The sequence below is a fragment of the Streptomyces sp. NPDC031064 genome (assembly GCF_055570965.1).
The window spans coordinates 389637-414269 of sequence record NZ_JBVIGF010000001.1 but is presented as its reverse complement, the minus strand read 5'-3'; the positions used below and the strand labels follow the sequence as shown (position 1 = coordinate 414269).

The 24633-nt window shown below is 74.3% G+C and carries 20 protein-coding genes, 1 tRNA gene and 1 pseudogene; 12 read left to right on the top strand and 10 right to left on the bottom strand.

The window, feature by feature from the left end; all coding sequences use genetic code 11:
- Positions 1 to 6: 6 nt before the first annotated feature.
- Positions 7 to 384 (top strand): DUF488 domain-containing protein, encoded by a 378-nt coding sequence (locus ACZ46W_RS01695; RefSeq protein WP_468329655.1) that lies wholly within the window; start codon positions 7 to 9, stop codon positions 382 to 384.
- A 19-nt stretch (positions 385 to 403) separates the two neighbouring features.
- Here the strand turns inward: ACZ46W_RS01695 and ACZ46W_RS01690 are convergent, their stop codons facing one another.
- A complete protein-coding gene (locus ACZ46W_RS01690) occupies positions 404 to 1303 on the bottom strand; it encodes a DMT family transporter (protein ID WP_468329652.1) in 900 nt (299 codons plus the stop codon).
- Complete coding sequence (locus ACZ46W_RS01685; protein WP_468329649.1) at positions 1300 to 2037, bottom strand: phosphatase PAP2 family protein; 738 nt, start codon at positions 2035 to 2037, stop codon at positions 1300 to 1302. Before ACZ46W_RS01685 ends, ACZ46W_RS01690 begins: the two co-directional genes overlap by 4 nt.
- A 174-nt stretch (positions 2038 to 2211) precedes the next feature.
- On the opposite strand from ACZ46W_RS01685, the gene ACZ46W_RS01680 reads away from it, so the two are divergent.
- Both ACZ46W_RS01680 and ACZ46W_RS01675 read left to right on the top strand, forming a co-directional pair.
- Positions 2212 to 2823: a TetR/AcrR family transcriptional regulator gene (locus ACZ46W_RS01680; protein ID WP_468329647.1), complete on the top strand. Its 612-nt coding sequence runs from the start codon at positions 2212 to 2214 to the stop codon at positions 2821 to 2823.
- Positions 2824 to 2934: 111 nt separating this feature from the next.
- Positions 2935 to 4311 (top strand): cytochrome P450, encoded by a 1377-nt coding sequence (locus ACZ46W_RS01675; protein WP_468329644.1) that lies wholly within the window; start codon positions 2935 to 2937, stop codon positions 4309 to 4311.
- Here the strand turns inward: ACZ46W_RS01675 and ACZ46W_RS01670 are convergent, their stop codons facing one another.
- Positions 4312 to 4782 carry a DUF309 domain-containing protein gene (locus tag ACZ46W_RS01670; RefSeq protein WP_366126117.1) on the bottom strand — a complete coding sequence of 157 codons (471 nt, stop codon included), beginning with the start codon at positions 4780 to 4782 and terminating at the stop codon, positions 4312 to 4314.
- Between the two features lie 124 nt (positions 4783 to 4906).
- Between ACZ46W_RS01670 and ACZ46W_RS01665 the strand changes: the two genes are divergently transcribed.
- The 3 genes from ACZ46W_RS01665 to ACZ46W_RS01655 all read left to right on the top strand — a co-directional run bounded on the left by ACZ46W_RS01665 (position 4907) and on the right by ACZ46W_RS01655 (position 8207).
- Entirely contained in the window at positions 4907 to 7576 is a 2670-nt protein-coding gene (locus ACZ46W_RS01665) for an ATP-binding protein (protein WP_468329641.1), read from the top strand.
- A 52-nt stretch (positions 7577 to 7628) separates the two neighbouring features.
- Positions 7629 to 7702 (top strand) — tRNA-Pro (locus ACZ46W_RS01660).
- A gap of 178 nt (positions 7703 to 7880) precedes the next feature.
- On the top strand, positions 7881 to 8207 hold the full coding sequence (locus ACZ46W_RS01655) for a GYD domain-containing protein (RefSeq protein ID WP_468329638.1): 327 nt from the start codon (positions 7881 to 7883) through the stop codon (positions 8205 to 8207).
- 69 nt (positions 8208 to 8276) lie between these two features.
- Here ACZ46W_RS01655 and ACZ46W_RS01650 read toward each other — a convergent pair whose 3' ends face one another.
- The 4 genes from ACZ46W_RS01650 to ACZ46W_RS01635 are packed head-to-tail and all read right to left on the bottom strand — an operon-like array spanning position 8277 to position 17107.
- Positions 8277 to 10496 (bottom strand): NADP-dependent isocitrate dehydrogenase, encoded by a 2220-nt coding sequence (locus tag ACZ46W_RS01650; RefSeq protein WP_468329635.1) that lies wholly within the window; start codon positions 10494 to 10496, stop codon positions 8277 to 8279.
- Between the two features lie 37 nt (positions 10497 to 10533).
- Positions 10534 to 15114, bottom strand: coding sequence for a non-ribosomal peptide synthetase (locus ACZ46W_RS01645; protein WP_468329632.1), 4581 nt, complete (start codon positions 15112 to 15114; stop codon positions 10534 to 10536).
- Positions 15111 to 16826: an amino acid adenylation domain-containing protein gene (locus ACZ46W_RS01640; RefSeq protein ID WP_468329630.1), complete on the bottom strand. Its 1716-nt coding sequence runs from the start codon at positions 16824 to 16826 to the stop codon at positions 15111 to 15113. The genes ACZ46W_RS01645 and ACZ46W_RS01640 overlap by 4 nt, the downstream gene beginning before the upstream one ends.
- Positions 16823 to 17107 (bottom strand): phosphopantetheine-binding protein, encoded by a 285-nt coding sequence (locus ACZ46W_RS01635; protein WP_468329627.1) that lies wholly within the window; start codon positions 17105 to 17107, stop codon positions 16823 to 16825. Before ACZ46W_RS01635 ends, ACZ46W_RS01640 begins: the two co-directional genes overlap by 4 nt.
- Positions 17108 to 17406: 299 nt before the next feature.
- On the opposite strand from ACZ46W_RS01635, the gene ACZ46W_RS01630 reads away from it, so the two are divergent.
- Positions 17407 to 18027, top strand: a complete 621-nt coding sequence (locus ACZ46W_RS01630) for a CAP domain-containing protein (RefSeq protein WP_468329624.1) — start codon at positions 17407 to 17409, stop codon at positions 18025 to 18027.
- Positions 18028 to 18377: 350 nt separating this feature from the next.
- Here the strand turns inward: ACZ46W_RS01630 and ACZ46W_RS01625 are convergent.
- Together ACZ46W_RS01625 and ACZ46W_RS01620 are read right to left on the bottom strand one after the other, a co-directional pair.
- Positions 18378 to 18929: pseudogene (locus ACZ46W_RS01625) on the bottom strand (peptidoglycan recognition protein family protein); the annotation flags it as partial.
- Between the two features lie 132 nt (positions 18930 to 19061).
- Entirely contained in the window at positions 19062 to 19712 is a 651-nt protein-coding gene (locus ACZ46W_RS01620; RefSeq protein WP_468329621.1) for a class I SAM-dependent DNA methyltransferase, read from the bottom strand.
- Between the two features lie 127 nt (positions 19713 to 19839).
- On the opposite strand from ACZ46W_RS01620, the gene ACZ46W_RS01615 reads away from it, so the two are divergent.
- From ACZ46W_RS01615 to ACZ46W_RS01605, 3 genes are all read left to right on the top strand, one after another.
- Positions 19840 to 21282 carry a WGR domain-containing protein gene (locus tag ACZ46W_RS01615; RefSeq protein WP_468329618.1) on the top strand — a complete coding sequence of 481 codons (1443 nt, stop codon included), beginning with the start codon at positions 19840 to 19842 and terminating at the stop codon, positions 21280 to 21282.
- On the top strand, positions 21279 to 21755 hold the full coding sequence (locus tag ACZ46W_RS01610; RefSeq protein WP_468329616.1) for a hypothetical protein: 477 nt from the start codon (positions 21279 to 21281) through the stop codon (positions 21753 to 21755). The genes ACZ46W_RS01615 and ACZ46W_RS01610 overlap by 4 nt, the downstream gene beginning before the upstream one ends.
- A 324-nt stretch (positions 21756 to 22079) precedes the next feature.
- Positions 22080 to 22643, top strand: coding sequence for a DoxX family membrane protein (locus ACZ46W_RS01605; RefSeq protein WP_468329613.1), 564 nt, complete (start codon positions 22080 to 22082; stop codon positions 22641 to 22643).
- A 101-nt stretch (positions 22644 to 22744) separates the two neighbouring features.
- Here the strand turns inward: ACZ46W_RS01605 and ACZ46W_RS01600 are convergent, their stop codons facing one another.
- Positions 22745 to 22915, bottom strand: coding sequence for a DUF6131 family protein (locus ACZ46W_RS01600; protein WP_468332350.1), 171 nt, complete (start codon positions 22913 to 22915; stop codon positions 22745 to 22747).
- A gap of 138 nt (positions 22916 to 23053) precedes the next feature.
- Here ACZ46W_RS01600 and ACZ46W_RS01595 point away from each other — a divergent pair, with 138 nt between their 5' ends.
- Both ACZ46W_RS01595 and ACZ46W_RS01590 read left to right on the top strand, forming a co-directional pair.
- Positions 23054 to 24268: an FAD-dependent monooxygenase gene (locus ACZ46W_RS01595; RefSeq protein ID WP_468329610.1), complete on the top strand. Its 1215-nt coding sequence runs from the start codon at positions 23054 to 23056 to the stop codon at positions 24266 to 24268.
- A 26-nt stretch (positions 24269 to 24294) separates the two neighbouring features.
- Positions 24295 to 24606, top strand: a complete 312-nt coding sequence (locus ACZ46W_RS01590; RefSeq protein ID WP_468329607.1) for a hypothetical protein — start codon at positions 24295 to 24297, stop codon at positions 24604 to 24606.
- Positions 24607 to 24633: the final 27 nt, after the last annotated feature.

Here is a 24633-nt window from a genome sequence, read left to right as displayed (position 1 = left end):
GGAAGCATGACGCGAGCCGCTTCTCGCCCGAAAAGACCGAAGATCCGCCGCATCTACGATCCGGCCGAACCCGGTGACGGGGTACGAGTCCTCGTCGACCGGCTCTGGCCGCGCGGCCTGTCCAAGGCGGACGCGCACGTCGACGAGTGGCCCAAGTCCCTCACTCCGTCCACCGAGCTGAGGCGCTGGTACCACGCGGCGGAGGGCGACGCCTACGAGGAGTTCCGGCGCCGGTACGAGGCCGAGCTCGCCGAGCCGGAGGCCGCCGAGGCCCTCGACCGGCTGCGTGACCTCGCCCGTAAGGGGCCGCTCACGCTGCTCACCGCCTCCAAGGACCCGGAACGCAGCCACGCGGCCGTGCTGGTGGAGCTGCTCAAGGGGTGACCGCACGTGACCGCGCGGGTCACGGGGTCGCCGGACTCGGATCGGCTTCCGGCGCCCGGGGCGCGGGCACGGGCGCCGGGTGACCGGCCGTCAGGAGGACCACCCCGCGCGCCGCCACCGCGCCGGCCGCCGCCGCGACCGGCCAGCCGACCGGGCCCGCCCGGAACGTCTCGCCGAGCAGGGCGACGCCGATGACGGCGGCCGCCGCCGGGTTGGCGAGGTTGACCACGGCGAGCGGCGCCGCGAGCCCGCCCCGGAACGCCGCCTGCGACAGCAGCAGCCCGCCCACGGCGAACACCGACACCAGCAGCGCCAGGAGCGCCGTCTGCCACCAGGTCATCGGTCCGCCGGGCAGCTCCCGCGCCATGGACGCGGTGACGGTCTGCGTCAGCGCCGAGGCCACGCCCGACGAGATACCCGACGCCGTGGCCAGCCCCAGCCCCAGCCCCAGCCCGAGCCCCGGCCCCAGTGCCCGGCCCCCTCGGCGTACCAGCACGGCGATCCCCGCGGCCGCCACCGCCACCACCGCCAGCGCCTCCGGCAGCGACAGCGCGTCGCCCGGCGCCGCCGGGCCCACCACCGCGACCAGGCCGACCAGACCGCCCAGCGTCCACAGCGCGCCCCGCCACTCCGTCCGCGTCACGCGCCGCCGCTCGTAGTACGCCCCGACCGGCAGTGCGGCGACCAGCGTCAGGGCGCCCAGCGGCTGCACCAGGGTGAGCGGCCCGTAGTGGAGCGCCGCGACATGGGTGAGCGCGCCGGCCCCGTTCAGCCCGACCGCCCACCACCACAGCGGCCGGGCCGGCAGTGCCCGGGCAGGCCCGGGTACCGCCGCCAGCCGCGATTGGGCGACCGCCGCCAGCGCGTACCCGGCGGCCGACGCGAGCGAGAGCAGCACGGCGAACAGCGTGGCCCTCATCGCGGCGCCGCCGCGCGTACCGGGGCCACTCGTACGAGGATCAGGCAGGCGGCCAGCAGCACCGTGGCCACCAGCGCGTCCACCCAGTAGTGGTTCGCCGTCCCGACGATCACCAGCAGGGTGACCAACGGGTGGAGCAGCCACAGGCCGCGCCACCGCCCGCGCGTGGCGGCGATCAGCCCGAGGGCCACCACCAGCGCCCACCCGAAGTGCAGCGACGGCATCGCCGCGAACTGGTTCGCCATGGTGTCCGTCGCGGGAGTGGCGCCGTACACGGACGGCCCGTAGAGCCGCGCGGTGTCGACGAGCCCCGCCTCGGCCAGCATGCGCGGCGGTGCGAGCGGCACGAGCAGGTGCAGCGCGAGCGCGGTGGCGGTCAGCAGCGCCAGGACGCGGCGCGCCCAGAGGTAGTGGGCGGGCCTGCGCCAGTACAGCCAGGTGAGGAAGGCGACCGTGGCCGGGAAGTGGACCCACGCGTAGTAGGCGTTGGCGGTGTGGACGAGGGCGGTCCCACTGTCCAGCAGCAGGTCCTGCACCCCGCCCTCGCCCGGCAGGTGGACGGCCCGCTCCAGGTGCCAGACCCGGTCCGCGTTGCCGAAGGCCAGGCCCTCGTGCCCGTTGGCGACGAGCCGGCCGAGTTTGTAGACGAGGAACAGCGCCGTCACCAGCAGTACCTCGCGCACCAGGGGCGGCCGCGGGGCGGTGGTCCTATCCGGCGGTATCCCGGCAGCCATGCTCGGCCCCTCTGAAGGTTCACATCAGAAACAAAAACGGAGGAAGCGTAGATCCGATTTTATCGAGACGCAAACGTCTCGATACGTTTGCGTCTCGATTGAGCGCCGCCTACTCTCGTACGTGCACGGCTCCCGTACGTGCACGACGTCCCGCCCGCACCCGTGGAGGAACCGATGTCCACGCAGGCCGCCACGGCCGCCGCGCGCCGCAGCAAGATCACCCCGGAGCGCGAGCAGGAGCTGTACGGGGCGGTCCTCGACCTGCTGCGGGAGGGCGGCTACGACGCCGTGACCATGGAGGGCGTCGCCGCCCGTACCAAGTGCGGCAAGGCCACGCTGTACCGCCAGTGGAAGACCAAGTCCCAATTGGTCACGGCCGCGCTCGACAAGAGCCGGTGCAGTCTGTTCACCGGCATCGACACCGGCTCCCTGGCCGGTGACCTGCGCGCGGCCGCGGTCGCCGCCGCCGGGCGCCGGGGCCGGGACACCGAGCTGATGGAGGCCGTCGGGCAGGCCTACCTCCAGCACCCCGACCTGCGCCGGGCGCTGCGCGAAACGGTCATCAACCCCGAGGTCGCCGCGCTCGACGCGATGCTGCGGCGGGGCGTCGAACGGGGCGAGATCGCCGCCGACAACCCGGCCATCGCCTTCGTCGCCCCCGGCTTCCTGGGCGTCCTGCGCATCGAGCGGCTCTTCGAGGACCGCTTCGGCGGGGCGGACGCGCTGCCCGCGTACGTCGACGCGGTGATCCTCCCGGCGCTGGGCCTCCCCCCGGCCGACGCCTGACGCCCCGGCCGACGCCTGACGTGGGGCCGCCGTCTTCCCGGCGCACGGCCGCTCGTGCACCATGGCCGGACCGCACCGTGCCCGCACCCTTCCGCCAGGAGGCGCCGCCGCATGGACCCCACCGCCCCCGCCGACCCCACCACCTCGGCAGCCGCCGCCGGTCACCCAGCCCCCGCCGACCCCACCACCCCGGCAGCCGCCGCCCCGTCCACCCCGTCCACCCCGTCCACCCCGGCCGGGCCCGCCGGGCCGAGCGCGGCGTTGGACGCGCTCCAGCGCGATCCGTACCCCGTCTATTCACGTGCGCGCCGCGCCGAGGGGCTCACCTACGTACCCGAGCTGGACGCCTGGCTGGTGGCCCGCGACGCGGACGTCCGTGAAGTGCTGCTGCGGCCCGAGGAGTTCTCGTCCGCCCAGTCCCTGCGCCCCGATGTGATGCCCTCGCCCGCCGCGCTCGCCGTCCTCGGCCGGGGCCTCGGCAACCGGCCGACCGTCGTCACGACCGACGGCCCCGCCCACCGGCGCCACCGCGCGCCCCTCAACAGCGGCCTGTCCGCCGCCCGGGTGGCCGCGCTCCTGCCGTACGCGGCCGAGGTCGCCGACGAACTGGTCGACGGCTTCGCCGCCGACGGCCGCACCGAGCTGATGGCCTCGTACGCCGGAAAGCTCCCCGGCGCGGTCGTCGGGCGCCTGCTGGGCCTGGACCCCGCCGACGTCCCGGCCGCCGTCCACGGCGGCCACCGCGCCGAACAACTGCTGTTCCGGCCGATGACCGAGGCCGAGCAGGTCGAGGCCGCCGAGGACGTCGTCGCCCTCCAGCACCTCCTGGACACCTGCATACGCGACCGGCGCGTCCACCCGCGCGACGACCTGTGCTCCGCCCTCGTCGCCGCCCTCGCCCCCGGTACCGGTGAACTCACCCTCGACCAGCGCCACGAACTGGTCGCCACCCTCCAGAACTTCCTCATCGCCGGCCACCTGACCACCACCGCGCTCATCGGCACCACCCTGCTCCACCTCCTCCGCCACCCCGACCAGTGGCGCCTGCTGTGCGCCAAGCCCGAGCTGATCCCCGCCGCCGTGGAGGAGGCGGTCCGCTACGACACCGCCGTGCAGGGCTTCCGCCGCACCACCACCCGCCCCGTCACCCTGGCCGGCACTCGACTGCCCGCCGGGGCCACGGTGTTCGTGGCGTACGGCTCGGCCAACCGCGACGAGACCCGCTACGAGCGCGCCGACACCTTCGACATCACCCGGCCCCTCACCCGCCCCCACATCCGCCACGTCGCCTTCGGCCACGGCGCGCACGGCTGCCCCGGCTCCCAGCTCGCCCGCGCCCAACTCCGGCTCACCATCGAGCTGTTCGCCCGCCGCCTGCCGGGCCTGCGCCTCGCCGAGGGACACGACGTCGTGATGCGGCCCACCCTGATCCACCGCTCGCCCCGGGAACTCCACCTCACCTGGGAACCCGGTCCGGGCGCCCGGTGATCACCCCCGCAGCCTCGGCGCCTCCGCCACCGGATCGACGACCCCCTCCAGCCGCCCCGCCAGCTCCCGCGCCCACGCCACCAGACCGCCCACGTCGATCCCGTACGGACGGTCGGTGAACGCCCCGATCCGGTCCGCGCCCCGCAACAGCAGCCGCGCCCCGCCCGCCGTGTTGCCCCGGGCGGCATGGGTGAGCCCCACCGCGAGCTGCGCCAGCCCCCGCCACAGCTCCCGTTCCTCCTCCGGGCCGGACTTCCAGGCGTCCTCGAACACCTCGTGGGCGTGGAACGGCATCCCCGCGTCCAGCAGCCGCTGCGCCTCCCGCACGGTCTCGGCCGGCGTGCGCTCCACCCCCTCGGGCTGCCGCTCCACCCCCGCCTCGCCGTACGGCAGGGGGCGGCCCAGGCCGTCCCTCGGGCGCGCGTTGCGTGCCCGCCCCTCTTCGTCCCGGTCCCGTCGCGTCCTGTTCACGCCCCAATTGTCACCCGTCCGGCGGGCACTGTCCCAACCATGTCCGCCACCCGGGGCACGGGGCTACGCTCACCTTGCCACGATGTGTGGGGACTCGTCGGGTACTCGTGGGGGAGGGAAGGCGATGCTGCCGTCCCGGCCGGAACACCGGCTTGCCGTACCGCTGTTGGAGCGCGAGCCCGAGCTCGCCGCCGCCGGCCGCGCGGTGGCGGCACTGTGCGGCCCCGCCGCCTCGGGCGGCCTGCTGATCTACCGGGGCGAGGCCGGCATCGGCAAGACGGCGCTGCTCGCCGAGGTCCGCCGGCTCGCCCGGGACCGGTGCACCGTCCACGGCGCGCAAGGCGGCGAGACCGTCACCTCCGTGCCCTTCCACGTCGTACGCCAGTTGCTGCGGCCTGCCCTCGCCGCGATCGGCGACGACCGGGTCGGGCCCCTGTTCGGCGACTGGTACGACGTCGCCGCCCCCGCCCTCGGCATCGCGGCCCCCAGCGGGCCCGCCGCCGACCCCCAGGGCGTACGGGACGGCCTCGACTGGGTCGTCGCCCGGCTCGCCGAGCGCCACCGCGCCCGGCCCCTCGTCCTGCTCGTCGACGACGCGCACTGGGCGGACACCGAATCCCTGACCTGGCTCGCCTCGCTGGCCGTGAGCCTGCCGAGCCTGCCGCTGCTCGTCGTCCTCGCCCACCGCGGCGACCCGCCGCCCGGGCCCGTGGCCACCCTGCTCGACCGGCTCGGCGCCGCCGCCCGGCTGCGCGTCACCCTGCACCCGTTCAGCCCCGGCGCGACCGCCGAACTGGCCCGGGGCACCCTCGGTGACGGGGCGGACGACCCGTTCTGCCGCGAGGTGTGGGCGGTGACCGGCGGCAATCCGTACGAAACGGTGGAACTCCTCGCCAAGGTCCAGGACCGGATGCTCGACCCGGTCGAGCGGTCGGTGCCCCAACTGCGCGACCTCGGCTCCTCCGCGCGCGGCAGCGGACTGGTCGCCCGGCTGGAACGGCTCGGCACCGGACCCACCCGGCTCGCCTGGGCCGCCGCCGTGCTCGGCACCGACATCTCGCGGGGGCTCGCCGCCACCCTGGCCGGGATGACCCCCGCCGAGGCGGCCGGCTGCACCGAACGGCTCCGGGAGGCCCGGATCGTCACCGGCTCCGACCCGCTGGAGTTCGTCCACCCGCTCATCGCCACCGCCATATACCGCTCCATCCCGCCCGCCACCCGCACCGCCATGCACGGCCGGGCCGCCTGGGCCGTCGCCCGCGCCGGTCTCGGCGCTGCGGCCGCCTCCCGCCACCTGCTGGAGATCCACCCGGACGACGACGAGGAAGTCGTCGACCAACTGCGCCGGGCGGCCCGCGAACACCTCGCCGTCGGGGCCCCCGACGCCGCCCGCCGCTGCCTGGAACGCGCGCTCCAGGAACCCCCGCCGCCGCACGCCTACGCCCAGGTCCTCTACGAGCTCGGCTGCGCCGCCCTCCTCACCTCACCCCCGGCCACCGTGCGCCACCTGCGCTCCGCCCTCGCCCTACCCGGCCTCGACGGAGCCCTCCGCACCGACGCCACCTGCCGCCTCGCCCAGGCACTCGCCCACAACGACCAGCTCCGCGAGGCCGCCCACTCCGTCGCCGCCGAGGCCGCCCGCACCCCCGCCGGCGCCGCCCGCACCCGGCTGCAGGCGGCCCACTTCATGTACGAGGCGTTCCGGGCCACCGAGGACGACGGGCCCGGCCGCTCCCGCCGCCTTGCCGGCCTCGCCGACCACCTCCCCGGCGCCGACAACGCCGAGCGCGCCCTGCTGTCCCTGCGGGCCTTCGACGCCATGCTGCGCGGCGAGGACGCCGAACTGGTCCTGGACCTGTGCGACCGCGCCCTCGTCGACGGCCGCCCGGCGCGCGGCCTGAGCTGGACCGACACCGAGTGGGGCTTCGAGACCCCCGCCATGGTCGGCGTCACGTACGCCTTCACGGACCGGCCCGACCGTGCCCTGGCCCTGTTCGAGGAGGCGGTACGCGCCTTCGAGATCTCCGGCTGGAGCGGCGCCCACCTCGCCTTCGCGCACACCCTCGTCGGCCTCGCCCACCGCCGCCGCGGCGCCCTCGTCGAGGCCGAGAGCTTCCTCCGCGAGGGCCTGCGCCTCGCCGACCGGGTCGGCAGCGGACTGCCCGTCCAGTGGGACGCGGCGTGCCTGCTCATCGACACCCTGCTCGCCCGCGGCCGGGTCACCGAAGCACGCGGCGTCGCCACCCGCTACCGCTTCGGCCCGCCCTGGCCCAGCGCCATGCTCATGCCGGACGGCCCCTGCGTCCACGCCCGCCTGCTCCTCGCCGAAGGCCGTACGAACGAAGCCGTCGCCGAACTGGAAGCCGCCGGCCGCGCCTTCGAGGCCCGCGACCGCCACAACGGCCTGTGGGCGCCCTGGGCCTGCGACCTCGCCCGCGCCCTGGCCACCGAGGACCCCGCCCGCGCCGCCCGCCTCGCCACCCGGGCCCGCGTCCAGGCCGAACGCTTCGGCACCGACACCGCCATCGGCGAAGCCCTCCGCTGCGCCGCCCTGTTCGCCCGCCCCGACGAAGCCGTCCAGCTCCTGTCCCAGGCGGTCCACCACCTGGAGGCGTCCCCGTCGGCGTACGAACACGCGCTGGCCCGCCACGAGTACGCCCTGGCCCTCCGCTCCCCGGCCCGGCTCACCCACGCCGCCGCCCTGGCCGCCGCCTGCGGCGCCGACACCCTCGCCGCCCGCGCCCTCGCCGACCACGCCCTCCTGACCCGCGACACGAACCCGCCCCCGGAGTGAGGTAATCTTCTCTTGCGCGCTCACCACGGCGAAAGCCGCGGGACACGCGCATCGGGACGTGGCGCAGCTTGGTAGCGCACTTGACTGGGGGTCAAGGGGTCGCAGGTTCAAATCCTGTCGTCCCGACTCGTGAGAGTCGTAGATGAGGGGCCGTTTCGGATTATTCCGAAACGGCCCCTCGCGCATTTTTCGGTGACACGCGGACTCGGTGCGGTCCCGCTCCGGAAGGATCTCCTCCGGTTAGAGTGCGGCTTCTGCTTCTACGGCACGCCCGCGCGGAAGCGGGGCACGTGAGGAAGAGACGATGCCGCTCTACATGACGCGATTCAGCTACACGCCGGAAACCTGGGCCAGGCTGATCGACAACCCGGAAGACCGCCGCACGGCGGCTCGGACGTACATCGAGTCGGTCGGGGGCAGGCTGCACGGCTTCTGGTACGCCTTCGGCCGGCACGACGGCTGCACGCTGTGGGAAGCCCCCGACAACACGTCCATGGCCGCGGTCGCACTGGCCATCACCGGGGGAGGCGCGCTGGCGTCGTTCGAGACGACGGTTCTCATCACCGTGGACGAGACGATGGACGCCCTGCGCAAGGCGCGGGACGTGCACTACCAGCCGCCCGGCCACTAGGCCGGACGAGACGACCGCCCCGGCCGGAGGTCCCGGCCGGGGCGGTCGTCGCGTGGTGCTGCCGTGGCGTCAGCCCAGGGTCGCGAGAGCCTGGTTGAAGGTCTCCGACGGGCGCATGACCGCCGAGGCCTTGGCCGGGTCGGGGTGGTAGTAGCCGCCGATGTCGGCCGGCTTGCCCTGGACCGCGATCAGCTCGTCGACGATCTTCTGCTCGTTGTCGGTGAGCGTCTGCGCGATCGGGGCGAACGCCTTCGCGAGGTCGGCGTCCTCGGTCTGCTTGGCCAGCTCCTGCGCCCAGTACATCGCCAGGTAGAAGTGGCTGCCGCGGTTGTCGATGCCACCCAGGCGACGGCTCGGCGACTTGTCCTCGTTGAGGAACGTCGCGGTCGCGCGGTCCAGCGTGTCGGCCAGGACCTGGGCGCGGGCGTTGCCCGTGGTCTGCGCGAGGTGCTCGAAGCTGACCGCGAGGGCGAGGAACTCGCCCAGGCTGTCCCAGCGCAGGTAGTTCTCCTTGACGAGCTGCTGGACGTGCTTGGGCGCGGAGCCGCCGGCACCCGTCTCGAACAGACCGCCGCCGTTCATCAGCGGGACGACCGAGAGCATCTTGGCGCTGGTGCCCAGCTCCAGGATCGGGAACAGGTCGGTCAGGTAGTCACGCAGTACGTTGCCGGTGACCGAGATCGTGTTCTCGCCGCGGCGGATGCGCTCGACGGACAGCTTCGTCGCCTCGACCGGGGACATGATGCGGATGTCCAGGCCCTCGGTGTCGTGCTCCGGGAGGTACTGCTTGACCTTCTCGATGAGCACCGCGTCGTGGGCGCGGGTCTCGTCCAGCCAGAACACCGCCGGGTCGCCGGTCGCGCGGGCGCGGGTGACGGCCAGCTTCACCCAGTCCTTGATCGGCGCGTCCTTGGTCTGGCAGGCGCGGAAGATGTCGCCGGCCGAAACGGCCTGCTCCAGGACGACGTTGCCGGCCGCGTCGACGAGACGGACGGTGCCCGTGGTGGGGATCTCGAAGGTCTTGTCGTGGCTGCCGTACTCCTCGGCCTTCTGCGCCATCAGGCCGACGTTGGGCACCGAGCCCATGGTCGCCGGGTCGTACGCGCCGTTGGCCCGGCAGTCGTCGATGACGACCTGGTAGACGCCGGAGTAGCTGCTGTCCGGCAGGACGGCGAGCGTGTCGTGCTCCTGGCCGTCCGGACCCCACATGTGACCGGAGGTGCGGATCATGGCCGGCATGGAGGCGTCGACGATGACGTCGGAGGGGACGTGCAGGTTGGTGATGCCCTTGTCGGAGTCGACCATGGCGAGCTCCGGGCCCTCGGCCAGCTCGGCGTCGAAGGACGCCTTGATCTCGGCGCCCTCGGGCAGGGACTCCAGGCCCTTGTAGATGCCGCCCAGACCGTCGTTCGGGGTCAGACCGGCCGCGGCGAGCGTCTCGCCGTACTTCGCGAACGTCTTCGGGAAGAAGGCGCGCACGACGTGACCGAAGATGATCGGGTCGGAGACCTTCATCATCGTGGCCTTCAGGTGCACGGAGAACAGCACGCCCTCCGCCTTGGCGCGGGCGACCTGCGCGGTGAGGAACTCGCGCAGCGCGGCGACGCGCATGACGGACGCGTCGACGACCTCGCCCGCCAGGACGGGAACGGACTCGCGCAGCACCGTGGTCGTGCCGTCGTCACCCGCGAGCTCGATACGGAGCGAGCCGGCCTCGGAGATCGCCACGGACTTCTCGGTGGAGCGGAAGTCGTTCTGGCCCATGGTGGCGACGTTGGTCTTGGACTCGGGGGTCCACGCGCCCATCCGGTGCGGGTGGGTCTTGGCGTAGTTCTTGACCGACGCGGGGGCGCGGCGGTCGGAGTTGCCCTCGCGCAGCACCGGGTTGACGGCGCTGCCCTTGACCTTGTCGTAGCGGGCGCGGATGTCCCGCTCCTCGTCGGTCTTCGGGTCGTCCGGGTAGTCCGGCAGCGCGTAGCCCTGCTGCTGGAGCTCGGCGACCGCGGCCTTGAGCTGCGGGATCGACGCCGAGATGTTCGGCAGCTTGATGATGTTGGCCTCGGGCGTCTTGGCCAGCTCGCCCAGCTCGGCGAGCGCGTCGTCGATGCGCTGCCCCTCCTGGAGGTACTCGGGGAAGCCGGCGATGATCCGGCCCGCCAGCGAGATGTCCCGGGTCTCCACGCTGACCCCGGCCGTCGAGGCGTACGCCTCGATCACGGGCAGGAACGAGTACGTGGCCAGGGCCGGGGCCTCGTCAGTGTGTGTATAGATGATGGTCGAGTCAGTCACCGGGTGCTCCGCTCCACGTCTGCAACATTGCTCGACATCAAGATATCTCGTGATCGACGTCTTCTCGACAGGGGTCGAGCTCCTTTCCAGCGGTCGGCGACGGCAGGAAGCCTTCCCGCACGAAAAAGCGGACATAGCGGTCGAAGAGTCGGTCGTCGACCTCCGGGGACACCACACCGGAGCCGTGCAGGCCCCGGCGGGTGGAGGACGAGTCGAACAGCGGGGAGTCCGGCTCGTTCGGCGTCCCCGGGTGCGGGCCCGTGGGCGGGAGGAGACCGAGGAGCGGGTACGCCGGATTCTCCGGGTGCCGCTCCAGGTGGCGGTGCCAGTGCTCCAGGGGTACGTCGTCCAGCCGGTACCCCAGGGACCTCAGCCGGTCCGCGATGCCGCCGAACGTGCGCAGCCGCTCGCTGGATACGTGGAACGTCTCCCCGGCGGCCGACGGATCGGCGGCCAGGACGGCGATCGCCCCGCTGACGTGGTCCACCGGCACCAGATCGAAGTCGGAGACATAGTCGCCCGGCGCGATGCCCGCCTCGACGCAGCCCTTCACCAGCAGCCACAGGAAGTCGGAGGTCTGGCACACCCCGGTCCCGCTCGCGCCGGCGATCCGTGTGGGGCGGTACACCGTGACGGGCAGGCCGCGCTCCCGGGCCTGGGCGACCAGCGTCTCGGCCACCCACTTCGACTCGGCGTACCCGTTGCGCAGCAGCGTGACGTCCCCCAGCGGCTGACCGGGCAGGACCCGCCCCGACGGCGGACCGGCCGGCGGGAAGACCCCGACGGTGGAGACATGGTGCAGCGGGACCGTGCGGTGGGCGGCGGCCAGGCGCAGCACTTCCGCGGTGCCGTCGACGTTGGCCGCCTTCAGCCGCTCGTAGCCGTACGCCAGGTTCACCTCGGCGCCGGAGTGGAACACCACGTCGACCGTCCGCGCCAGCTCGTCGAACCGGTCCTGCCCGAGCCCCAGCCGGGGCAGGGAGAGGTCGCCGGCTACCGCCCGGACGCGGTGCGCGCGCGAGTCGTCCCACAACCGGTAGTGCTCCAGCGCGGCGCGGAGCCGCTTCCCGGCCGCGGCCGTCTCCTCGGCGCGGACGAGGCAGTGCACCACGGCACCGGTCCGCTCCAGCAGCTCGCGCAGCAGGAACGCGCCCAGGAAGCCGGTGGCGCCCGTCAGCAGGATGTGACGCGGCTCGTCGGCGACGCGCACCACCTCCCGCGCGGGCACGACGTCCGCGGCGAGCGTCTCGCGGGCGATGACCGGGACGGCCCGGGCGCGTGAGCCGGCGAGCGCCGCCAGCGCGGCCAGGGTGGGGGCCGCGACGACGTCGGCGGGGCGGACGTCCAGTCCCAGTTCGGTACGGAGGCGGACCGACAGCCGTACGGCCAGCAGGGAGTCGCCGCCCAGGGAGAAGAACGACCGGTCCGGGTCGGGGCTCCCGGTCCGCAGCACCTCGGCCCAGATCGCGGCCAGGCGGTCCGGCGGCTGGGCGGGGGCGGGTGCGGTGGATGAGGTGGACGGGGCCGGGGCGGTGGATGAGCCGGGGCCGGTGGGTGCGGCCGCGATGGTCGGCGTGACCGGGGCGGCGGGCGTCGAGGGCGGCTGGGGCAACGGGGACGCCGGGGGCGGCTGGGGCGCCGGGGACGGCGGGGATGCCGGGGGCGCCGGGGGCGCGTACAGCCGGTGCACCGCCGCCCGGTCCGTCTTGCCGCTGGCGGTGAGCGGGAGGCCCGGGACGCGGACGAGGGCCGCCGGGACCAGGTGGCGCGGGAGCCGCTCCAGGAGCGCCGCGCGCACCCGTTCCGCCTCTGGCCCGTCCGCCTCGGGCCCGTCCGTCTCGGGCCCGTCCGGGCCGGTCGCCGTGGTCGCCGTGAAGTACGCCACGAGCCTTTTCTCGTCCGCGCCCGTCCCGTCCACGTGCACCACGGCGTCGGTCACGCCCGGCACCGCCTTCAGCGCGGCCTCCACCTCGCCGGGCTCGACCCGGTACCCACGGATCTTGACCTGGTCGTCGTCGCGGCCGAGGAACTGGATCGTGCCGTCCGGCAGGAACCGGCCGAGGTCCCCGGTGCGGTACAGCAGGGCGCCGGGCCGGCCCGCGTCGAAGGGGTCCGGCAGGAACCGGTCGGCCCGCGCGGCGTCCTCGGAGAGGTAGCCGACCGCGACCGCGTCCCCGCCGACGCAGATCTCGCCTGCCGTGCCCACGGGACACGGCCGCAGCCGGCCGTCCAGGACGTACACCCTGCTGCCCGGCACCGGTCGCCCGATCGGCGGGCGGTCCGGCCACGCCGGCGGCGCGCCGGTGAGGGGGTGGGCGGTGACCACATGGGTCTCCGAGGGGCCGTACTGGTTCTCCAGCCGCGCCCTCGGGCACGCGGTGGCGAAGAACCTCCGGATCGCCGGGGTCACGTACAACTGCTCACCGGCCGTGATCACCTCCCGGAGGCTCTCGGCGGAACGGCCGGCGGCCACGGCGTACTCGGCGAGCTGTTGCAGAGCCACGTAGGGCAGGAAGAGCCGGTCGACCGCGTGCCGCTCGATGAGGTCGAGAAGGCGGTGCGGGTCGCCGCGCGTCCCGTCGTCGGTGAGGACGAGCGCCCCGCCGCACGCCCATGTGGAGAAGGTCTCCTGGAACGCCACGTCGAAGCCGAGCGGTGCGAACTGGAGCGTGCGCGAGCCGGCGCCCGCGGCGGAGGAGCGGCACTGCCAGTCGAGGAGCGCCGCCAGCGACCGGTGGGGCAGGGCCACGCCCTTGGGACGCCCGGTGGAGCCGGAGGTGTACACGACGTACGCCAGGTCCTCCGGGGACGTCCCGGGAAGGGGAGGGCCTGGGTGCCCGCTCGGGACGTCGTCCAGGAACAGCACGCGTATGCCGGCCCCGGTCTCCGGGGGAGTCCCCGTCGTCCGGGTGGTCAGGATGGCGGCCATACGGCTGTCGCGGACCATGTGGGCGGTGCGTTCGGCGGGGAGGGCGGGGTCCAGCGGGACGCAGGCGGCACCGGACCGGAGGGTGCCCAGGAGGGCGACGAGGGCATCGGTCGACCGCCCGATGCGGATACCTATCCGCTCTCGGGCCAGCCCCTGGGACACCAGCCATTGGGCAAGGCCATGGGAGGCGTCCCAGAGCTCGGCATACGTCATGGTCCGCTCGCCGTGCACCATGGCGGGGGCGTCCGGTGCCGACCGCGCCGTCCGGGCGACGAGCTCGTGGGCGTGCGGGAGTGGCCGGGGGCCCTGGGGCTCGGGGCCCCGGGGCAGCGTCTCGGTCACCAGTCGCCGTTCCGTCTCCGGCATGACGGCCAGGTCTTCCACGGCCACGTCCGGGTTCCGGGTGGCGTCCTCGACGACAGCCAGGAAGCGCTCGGCCAGGCGCTCGGCGGTCGATGGGTCGAAGACCCCGGTCGCGTACTCCATCAGCGCCCGATAACCGCCCTGGCGCTCGCACGGGACGAGTTCGAGGAACACGTCGAACTTGGCCGTGCCGTTGTGTCCGTGGACGCGTTCCGTGGCCACACCCGGGAGCCGCAGCCCGGGGGCACCGGAGTCGTCGACCGTGAACACGACCTGGAACAGCGGGAACCGCCCCGGCACCCGCTCGCCCGCCAACTCGGCCACCAGCCGGCTGTGCGGGACGTGACGGTGCGCCATGGCCCCGCGTACGACGGCGGCGCTCTCCTTGACCAGCTCCCGGAACGTCTGCCCGGGGCGGACGCGCTGACGCAGCGGCATGACGTCGCTCAGGCAGGCGATCAGCGGCTCCAGCTCCAGTCGGTCGCGCCGTGTGACGGGGGTGCCCAGCACGATGTCGTCCTGGCCGCCCAGCCGCGTCATCAGGGCGGTCAGGGCGGCGGTGAAGAACACGAAGGGGGTCGTACGGAGCCGGCGGCAGGCCTCGCGTACGGCGTCGGCGAGCTCCGGGCCGACGGCGAACTCGGCCATCCCGCCCCGGTGGTCCGGAACCGCCGGGCGCGGTCGGTCCAGCGGGAACGTGGACTCGGCGGGTGCGCCGTCCAGCGTCCGGCGCCAGTACTCCATGCCGTCGTCCGGCGCGGACCGCGCCTGTTGGCGCTGGGTACGGGCGTACGCGCCGAACGTCGTGGTCAGCTCCGGCAGGCCGGGCGCACCGCCCTCGACGGCCGCCCGGTACAGCTCGCTGAACTCCTCGTCGAGCAGGCGGAACGACCACCCGTCGATGACCGCGTGGTGCAGCGCGAGCGCCAGGACGGCGTCCCGCTCACCGGTGCGCAGCAGCGTCGCGCGCAGCAGCGGCGGCCGGTCCGTGGGCAGCGGACCGGAGACGGCCGCCCGTACCGCGTCGGCCACCGCGCCGGGTTCGACGCGCCGCACCGTGAGCGGCACCGGCTCGGGTGGGGCCACTCGCTGCACCGTCCGGCCGTCCTCCATGACCAGGGCGGTACGCAGGGGTTCGTGGCGGGCGACGACGCCGGTCAGCGCCGCCCCGACGGCCCGGACATCGATGTCGCCGTGCAGGCGGTGGATCCAGGACTCGACATAACGCCCGGCCCCCGCCTGGAACTGGTCGTTCAGCCAGATCGACTCCTGCTCGAACGACATGGGGTGGGTGGTGGGGGCGTCCCCGTTCTCGTACGTGCTCACGCGCCGGCCTCCGTGCCGTTGCCGCCGGAGCCACCGCTTCGGCCTTGCGGGAGCGTGCGCAGCAGCGCGGACCGGTCCAGCTTCCCGTTGGCGGTGAGCGGCAGGTCGGCCCGCCGTCGTACCAGGTCCGGCACGAGGTGGCGGGGCAGCCTCGCGGTCAGTGCCCGGCGCACGGCCGGGGGCGGCAGCGGGTCGTCGCCGGGGGCCTGCGTGTAGAAGAGCGCCAGCCGCTCGTACCCGCCGTTCGCGCCGGGAACGGGGACGACCGCGCAGTCGGCCACGCCGGACAGGGCACGTACGACCGCCTCCACCTCCTCCGGTTCGACGCGGTGGCCGCGCACCTTGACCTGCCGGTCCGCGCGCCCGGTGAAGTGCACGACGCCGTCGCCGTCCTGGAACCCGAGGTCCCCGGTCCGGTACAGCCGGGTGGGTACGCCGTCGACGGTGACGGTGGGGAACATACGGGCGGTCAGTTCCGCGTCGCCCAGGTAGCCCAGTGCGACGCCGTCACCCGAGACGCAGATCTCTCCCGTGGTGCCCGGCGCCGCCGGCCGGCCGCCGTCCGCCAGGATGTGCACGCGGCGGCCCGGGACCGGCTCGCCGACCGGGATTCCCGCCGGGACGTCGCAGTCGGAGCGGCGCACGCGCCGGGCGGTGGCGAACACGCACGTCTCGACGGGCCCGTAACCGTTGGTCAGCCCGACGTCCGGATGGCGGTCCAGGAAGGCCCGCACCCGGGGCACGGAGAGCCGTTCGCCACCGGTCAGCACATGGCGCAGCCCGGCGAAGCAGCCGGGGTCCTCGTCGACGAAGAGGTGGAACAGCGAGGCGGTGAGCCAGACGGTGTCCACCCCCTCGCGCTCGACGAGGGCACGCAGGGTGCCGGGCAGCAGGTAGCCGCTGTCGAGGAGCACACTGGTCCCGCCGTTGACCAGTGGGCCCCAGGTCTCCAGCGTGAATCCGTCCCAGGAGACCGGTGCCGCCTGGGGCATGACGGGCCCCCTCGTGCCGCCGGAGGTGAACGGCTCGAAGCCGCCGTCGAACAGGCTGAGCGTGGCCCGGTGCCCGGACACCACCGCCTTGGGGCGGCCCGTGGTGCCGGAGGTGAAGAAGACCGTGGCGGGGCAGGAGCCGTCCACCGGCGGCCGCGGTGCCCGTTGCGGCCGAGGGCCGTCGGGCCGCGCCACGGCGTCGCGGGGCCCGAGGCCGCTCGGCGACGGCGCGCACAGTGGGCCGTCCCAGGCCTCCCGGCCCTCCCACGGGTCCGGCGCCACCATCACGCGGGGCGCGAGCATCCCGGTCACCGCGCGCAGCCGCTCGACGGGCCAGCCGGGATCCAGGGCGGCGTACGCGGCCCCGGTCTTGAGCACGCCCAGGAGGGCCGCCACCAGCGTCGCCGAACGCGGCAGCACGACCGGCACGAACCCGCCCGGTCCGGCGCCCAGGTCCAGGAGTTGCGCCGCCCATGCGTCGGCCGCCGCGTCCAGCTCCGCGTAGCCGACGCGCCGGGCGCCGTCGACGAGGGCGATGGCGTCCGGCACGCGCGCGGCGTGCCGTTCGACGGCCTCGTGGATCAGAGACGGGCGCCCGCCGTCCCCCGCATCCGTACCCACGCCGGTGCCGGTGCCGGTGCCGGTGTCGGCGTCGGTCGCGAGGAGCTGGGCTGCGCCCGGTGCCACGGCGAGCCCGGGTGCCACGGCGGCGCCGGTCACCGGGCGTCCCTGGCGGCGGTCACGGCGGAGGCGAAACCGGCGAGGTCGTCGCTGTCCAGGAGGGTCTCGGGGGCGACGTCCAGGCCGAGTTCGCGGCCGACGCGCAGGCATATGCGTATCGCGTCCAGGGAGGTGCCGCCGAAGTCGTAGAAGTTGTCCGTCAGCCGGTGGGGCCCGGCGCCGGTCACCTCTGCCACGACGGACAGCACGACGTCCACGACATCCACGACGCCCACGACATCCACGACATGCTCGGCGGGCGAGGCGCTCTCAGTGCTCACGTGCGGGGCTGACACCCTCGATGTCCCTTCTGCTCTCGGCTCCGCTCTCGCGGCTTGAATCCACCACCGCCGGACGGGTTTTATCGAACAAGTCCGGCGAGCCTTCGCACATCCTGCCCCATGGCTGGCTCGATCGGAGCGGGGCGGCCGGTCCTGGACAGCCTCCTGGACGACCTACTGACGACCTCCTGACGACCTCCTCATGTGGCCCGTTTACGCGTACGGGCGGTTTCCGGCGGAGACCCGTACGGAAGTCTTCTCTTCGTAGGAACCGGGTCGAAGAGCGGAGCGGAGTCCCCGTGCAGCCGCACCCCCACGAACAACGCACGCCGAGGCGCTCCCGGACCCGGCAGGGTCTCGGCATCGTGGTCGCCGGTACGGCGGCGGCCGCCGCCGTGGTCGCCGGGATCCTCATGGCCGGCGACACCGGCCGCGACAGCGAGGCCCCCGGCGTCACCCGTGCGGAGGCCGTACCCGGCACGGGCCGGGAGGTGAGGCCCGCGCGCGAGCCAGGCGGCCAGGCCGTCGGGGCCGCCGCCGAGTACGCGGAGCGGATCGTCGCCCTGGTCAACGCCGCCCGTGCCAAGGCGGGTTGCTCACCGGTGCGGGTCGACAGCCGGCTCCGCGGCGCCGCCCAGCGACACGCCGACGACATGGCCGACCGCGACTACTACGCCCACAACAGCCCCGAGGGGCGCGACGCGGGCGACCGGATGGAGGCGGCGGGCTACAACTGGCGTACGTGGGGCGAGAACATCCACCGGGGCCCCAGGGACCCCGCCCGTGCCGTGCGGGACTGGCTGGCCAGCTCGGGCCACCGCAAGAACATCGTGAACTGCGAGTTCAAGGACGTCGGCGTGGGCGTGAACCTCCGGTCCAACGGGCCCTGGTGGGTCCAGAACTTCGGCGCGGCGGGCTGACCGTCCCGGCCCCCATCCCCGCCCCCATCCCGGTCCCGGTCCCGGTCCCGGTCCCGGTCCTGGCCCCCGCCCGGGCCCGGAGCCCGGTCCCGCACGGGCGAAGCCGCGTCGTCCCCGCCCCGGTCCTCCGCCTCCAGCGCCGCGCCGCCCCGGCGCTGGAGGCGGGCGGCCCTCGCGGCGATGTCGGGCAGTCTCTCGTACAGGGCGGCTCCCGGACAGCGCGTGGGGTAGCCGTCCGTGTGGCCGCCGACCGCCGGCAGCACCGCCTTCGTCCCCTTCGGGTAGCGCGCCTCGTCGTGCGTGGACACCAGGGCGACCCGGCCGCGCGGATCGGGGCCCCTGGGGCCGAGCTTCCAGGCCACCAGTCGCGCGATCGCCTCCAGCATGGGCGCCGGGACCGTCTCCCCGCGCGTGAACGTCCCGATCGCGGCGATGCCGACCGTCCCCTCGTTGAACCCCTTCGTGTGCGCCCCGATCACCGGCCGGTCGACGCCGCCCGCCCGGCCCTCGTAGATGGTGCCGCACGCGTCGACGAGGAAGTTGTAGCCGATGTCGTCCCAGTGCCTGCCGTAGGCGTGCCCCGCGTACAGATCGCGCAGCGTGCGCGGCACGGTGGCGCAGTCGTAACCGTTCGGGGTGCTGGTGTGGTGGATGACGGCGGCCTTCACGGCCGGGGCGTAGCGGGCGGCACCGGCCGGGGCGGTGTCCACGGTCTCGGCGTGCCAGGCCCGGCGCGGCACGATGGCGGGCCGGGGGCCCTGGTGATGGGGCTGCCGCGCACGCTCCGGTGACGACGACGCGCTGCCCAGTGGCCACCGGGCGGGATTCAGCCACAGCGACGTGGCGGCGAGGAGCACGAGCACCGCCAGCGCGGCGGCGCTACGGTACCGGCGCCTCCGCATGAGCTGCATGCTCCACCCTCCGCTCGTCGGCACGCGGCCGCGGTGGTGCCGCACCCCACCGGTGACCGGCGTCGCCCGGTGCCATCCTCCCCGCCACCCGGCCGCCCGCGCCCGCCGGACTGCTCCAAGTGGCTACGTCCGGGCCAGCTTGTGGGCCAGCAGGCAGGCCTGCGGGGTCCTCTCCGTCGCCTGCGCCTCCCGCGCCAGGCGCGCGTCCACGGCGAACCCCGCGTCCGTCAGCAGCGCGCCGAGGCGGTCCGGGGACCACCGGTGGAAGTCGAGCGCGACGGTGTGTCCGAACGCCTCGGTCAGGCGCAGCGGCTCGTCGCCGACCTGGAAGGCCAGCAGCAGGTGCCCGCCCGGGGCGAGCACCCGGTGGAACTCGGCCAGCACGCCCGGGACGTCGGCGGGCTCGATGTGGATGAGCGAGTACCAGGACACGATGCCGCCGAGCACGCCGTCCCCCAGGGCCAGGCCGGTCATCGACCCCTCGTCGAACCGCAGGTCCGGGTACGCCCGCCTGGCCATCTCCAGCATCCCGGGCGACAGGTCGACGCCGAAGACGTCCAGTCCGAGGGAGTGCAGATGTGCCGTGATGCGGCCGGTGCCGCAGCCGATCTCGGCGACCTGCCCGCCCTCGGCCCGTACCGTCTCGGCGAAGGCGGCGAGCATCGCGCGGTCCAGCGGCTTGGCGTCGAGGTCGCCACTGGCGTACGCCACGTAGTCGGCGGCGATGGCGTCGTAGGAGTGCCGGGTGGTCCGTACATAGGGTGCTTCGGTCATGGCTCGCGACCCTAGCGATCCGCGAACCGGCCGCCCGCGCCGGGTGATTGTCAGTGGTGCCTTCTACCGTTCAGGAAGTGGGACTCGCGGAACAGGCCGCGGGGTCCGTCCTGGGGAGGGGTCTGCCATGTCGACGACGTCGACGACGTATCTGGAGCTGTCACAGGACGGCGGCGGTGCGCACAAGTTCTACGAGGTGACGGTGCAGGGGCAGGTCGTGTCCGTGCGCTACGGGCGGATCGGGGCCGCCGGGCAGACGCAGACGTCCACGTTCCCGACGCCGCAGAAGGCACAGGCCGCGGCGGCGAAGAAGGTGGGCGAGAAGGTCCGCAAGGGGTACGCGCCGGCCGTCCCGGGGCAGCGCGCGCCCCGCGCGGTCACCCGGCGCCAGGTCTCCTCGGCGCCGTCCACCGCTCGGGCGGTCGCGCCGGTGCTGTGGCGGTTCCGCACGGGCTCGTCGGCGTTCGGCATCCACGTCGACGACGAGCGCTGCTGGGTCGGCAACCAGTCGGGGGACGTGTACACGCTGGACCACGGCGGGGAGGTCCTCGCCCGCTTCAGCCTGCCCGACGGCGTCAAGTGCCTGGTCGCCGACGACTTCTGGATCTACGCGGGGTGTGACGACGGCCGGGTGTACGACCTGTCGTCGAAGCTGCCGTTCGCGGCGTACGACATCGCCGCCGACGTGGACATCTTCTGGCTCGACATCCACGAGGGCGTGCTGAACGTCGCGGACCGGGGCGGCCGCCTCACCGTGATCGACCACGAGGACGAGCACCAGTGGGCGCGCGGCGGCCGGGGCGAACACGCCTGGATGGTGCGCGCCGACGACCGGGCCGTCTACCACGGCCACCACCGGGGCGTGACGGCGTACGCACCGGACGGCGGCGGCGAGTTGTGGCACACGCCCACCAAGGGCGCGGTGCTGTTCGGCTGGCAGGAGGCCGACGCCGTGTACGCCGGCACGGGGCACCGGGTGGTGCAGCGGCTGTCCAAGGCGAACGGCGCGCTGGAGGCGACGTACGGCTGCGACAGCGCGGTCTACTCGTGCGCCACCTCGCCGGGTGGCCGGTTCGTGTTCGCCGGGGACGCCGCGTCGTCCGTGTACTGCTTCGACCGGGACGGCACGCGCCTGTGGAAGCTCGGCACGGGCGGCGGCTCGGCGCTGTCGATGCAGTACCACGAGGAGCGGCTCTACCTGGTCACCACGGACGGCTCCCTGGTGTGCGTGGACGCGAGCGAGGCGGCGATCACGGCCGCCCAGCAGGGCACGGTGCCGGTCGCCCGGGACGTGAAGCTGGCCGCCGCGCTGCCCACGTACGCGCCGGCCACCGCCGCCGCCTCGGTGACCACGGTGACGGCGGCGCCCGCCGGAGCGGTGGTCGTGGAGTGCGTCCAGGAGGGCGGCCGGGTGCGCGTGCACGTGGTGTCGGACGGTTACGAGAGGTCGTGGAACGTCCAGTTCCCGCGCGCGATACGGGAGCCGGGAGCGCGGTACGTGGTGGACGCGCTGCACCCCGCGTCGGGAGGCTTCTACCGGGTCCGGGGCGACATCAGGAGGCTGCTGTGACCGACGACGGGTTCGAGGCCGCGACCGGGGACGGCTCGGCACCGCCGCCGGAGGCCGGGGCGGCCGAGCGCAGGGCGGCCGAGGTGCGGGTGGCGTTCGAGGGGATGCTCCAGATCCGGCGCCTGACCAACGTGGCGGGCGGCGACCCGGCGGCGGTGCCCGCCGCGTGGGAGCGCAACCGGCCGGTCAGAGCGGTCGCCCTGGCGCTGGAGGCCGCGGGGCTCGCGCCCTCGGCCGTCGACGCGGAAGGGCGGCGTGTGGCGACCGGCTACCGCGTGGGGCCGGGGGAGGGGCCCGGGACGGTACGGGTCGAATGGCTGGGCCCCCCGGGCAGCGGCGCCGCCCAGGAGGAGGAGCGCGCCCTGGCCGAATGCGCCCGCGTGCTGGGCGGGCTCGGCTGGGAGGCCCTGCTGTACCGCGGGCCGCGCAAGCGCCGCTTCCTGGAGGTCGAACCACCCCCCGGCCCACCCTGAGCCGGGCGGCGCTCAGTCGGACGGCCTTGAGCCGGTGCGCCCTGATCCGGCCCGCTCTCAGCCGGGCGGCGCGCTCAGCCGGGTGGCCGTGGGCCGTCCCGCCCTCAGCCGGGCGGCCCCTGAGCCGGTCCCGCGCTGTCCCGGCCCCGGCCTGAGCCAGCCCCGCGCTGATCGGGCCCACCCTCAGCCGGCCCCGCGCCTCAGCCGACCCAGCCCTCAGCCGGGCGGCGCGCACCCGTACGGCGCAGCAACGGGGTTCCGGCCGGGCGTTCCGGGGCCACAGTGGAGACGTACGGAGATGCTGCCTCACGCCCGGGAGACCCCATGAGCGCCGTCAACCGACGCGACCTCGGCCTGTTCGCCCTGCGCGCCGGCACCGGAGCGGTGCTGGCGGCGCACGGGGCGCAGAAGCTGTTCGGCTGGTTCGGCGGCGGTGGCCTGGACGGCACGTCCAAGGCGATGGAGGCGATGGGCTTCCGGCCCGGCCGGCAGAGCGCCGTCGCCGCCGGTCTCGGCGAGGCGGGCGGCGGGACGCTGCTGATGCTCGGGCTCGCCACACCCGCCGCCGGGGCGGCCGCGGCGGGCGCGATGGCGGGCGCGGTGTCGGTGCACGCCCCGGCCGGGTTCTTCAACCAGTCCGGCGGCTTCGAGTACCCGGCGTACCTCGGTTTCATGGCGGCGGCGATCGGCGTCGCCGGTGCAGGCCGGTACTCGCTGGACCATGTGACCGGCCACCGTTTCGACCAGCCCTTGATCCTGGCGGCGGCGTTCGTCGGCAGCGCCCTGGCCGCGGCGGCCGTGGTGGGCAAGCGCGCCGTGGAGCAGTTGGCGGAGACCGCCGACGAGGGCGGCGAAGGTGGTGCCGAGGGCGACGGCGGGGCTGCCTGAGCGCGGCCGAACCCGGCCCGGTCCGCCTTCCCGGTCACCCAGCGGGTCGGACGGGCCGGACCGGCCCGGTGTGGACGTGGTGACGGCTCACCGGTGACGACTCACCAGTAGTGACGCCGTCCGCCGACCGCGTGCCCCAGGGTGCCCAGAACCCACAGGACCGCTCCGATGACGATCAGAATGAGTCCGATGGTCCACAGAATGCTGATGCCCGCGACGGCTCCGATGATGAGCAGGACCAAGCCGAGGATGATCATGACGCCTCCGATCAGGAGAGTCCCACTACACAAGAGGTCCCCGGCCAGAGCGGGAGCAAACCGCCCAAATAACTACACAACGGCCAGCGGGCTGCTACCTTTCGTGCGCAATTGACCATGCGGTGTCACTGATGTCATCCAAGGGGAGCGCGCGTGAAGGTCGCCTGCGTCGGCGGCGGGCCCGCCGGCCTGTACTTCTCGATCCTGATGAAGCTGCGGGACCCGTCCCACGACATCACCGTCTACGAACGCGACCCCGCCGGCTCCACCTACGGCTGGGGAGTCACCTACTGGGCGGGCCTGCTGGACACGCTCCACCGCCACGACCCCGTCTCCGCCCGCGCCATCCGCGAGAACTCGGTCGGGTGGAGCGACGGCGTGGCGTACGTCCGGGACCGCACGACCGTGCACCACGGCGACCAGGGGTTCGGCATCGGCCGGCACACCCTCCTCGGCATCCTCACCCGGCGGGCCCGGTCCCTCGGCGTGCGCGTCGAGTTCCGCCACCCGGTCACCGGCGCCACCGAACCGGCCGGCGCCGACCTGGTCGTCGCCGGCGACGGTGCCAACAGCGGACTGCGCGGCCGCCACGCCGGGCACTTCGGCACCGACATCGCGGACGGGCGCAACACGTACATCTGGCTCGGCACCACCAAGGTCTTCGACGCCTTCACCTTCGCCTTCGTGGAGACCGCGCACGGCTGGATCTGGTGCTACGGCTACCGGTACGGCGAGGACCACAGCACCTGCGTCGTCGAGTGCTCCCCCGAGACCTGGACCGGACTCGGCCTCCACGAGGCGAGCCACGCCGACGGTCTGGCCCTGCTCCAGCGCCTCTTCGCCGCACCACTCGACGGCCATCCGCTCATCGGCCGGCCGCACGCCGACGGCAGCGCCCGGTGGCGCACCTTCCGCACCGTGACCAACCGGACCTGGTACCGGGACAACCTCGTCCTGATCGGCGACGCCGCGCACACCACCCACTACTCCATCGGCGCGGGCACCACCCTCGCCCTGGAGGACGCCATCGCCCTGTCCGGCGCCCTGCACACGAGCCCCCGCCTCCAGCCCGCCCTCGCCCGCTACGAGCGGGAACGCCGCACCGCCCTCCTCCCCACCCAGAGCGCGGCCCGCTACAGCGCCCGCTGGTACGAGAACCTGCCCCGCTACATCGACCTCGCACCGCCGGAGATGTTCGCGCTGCTGGGCCAGCGCCACTCACCCCTGCTGCCGCACCTCCCGCCCCGGCTGTACTACCGGATCGACCGGGCGGCCGGGCGACTCGAACCGCTGCGCGCCCTCAAGCGCTGGCTGGGTCCGAGGGTCGCCCGGACGGTCGGGCGCGGCCTGGAACGGAGTTTCCGATAGGGCGGCGCACCCCGCACACTTTCCCTGTGAACGACGAGAGCAGCGACCACCAGGGGTACGAGCACGTACGCGACGACGACGCCCCGCCCCACCGGGGCCACGTCCTGCTCATGGCGGTGCTCGTCCCCGTCGTGGGCGCGGCCGGCGGTGCGGCGGGGCCGCTGCTGCGGGGAGTGACCTCCGCCGGCGGCCCGCTGCTCATCGTGACGGCGGTCGTGGCGTTCCTCGTCTGCTTCGCCCTCTTCTCGCTCAGCGCGATCTGGCTCCTCGACAAGGCCTCGCTCGCGGTCTCCCACGTCAGGGCAGGCCGAGACCGCCGTACCCGAAGGACACGGTGACCCGTACCGGCCGCCGACTCCTAACCG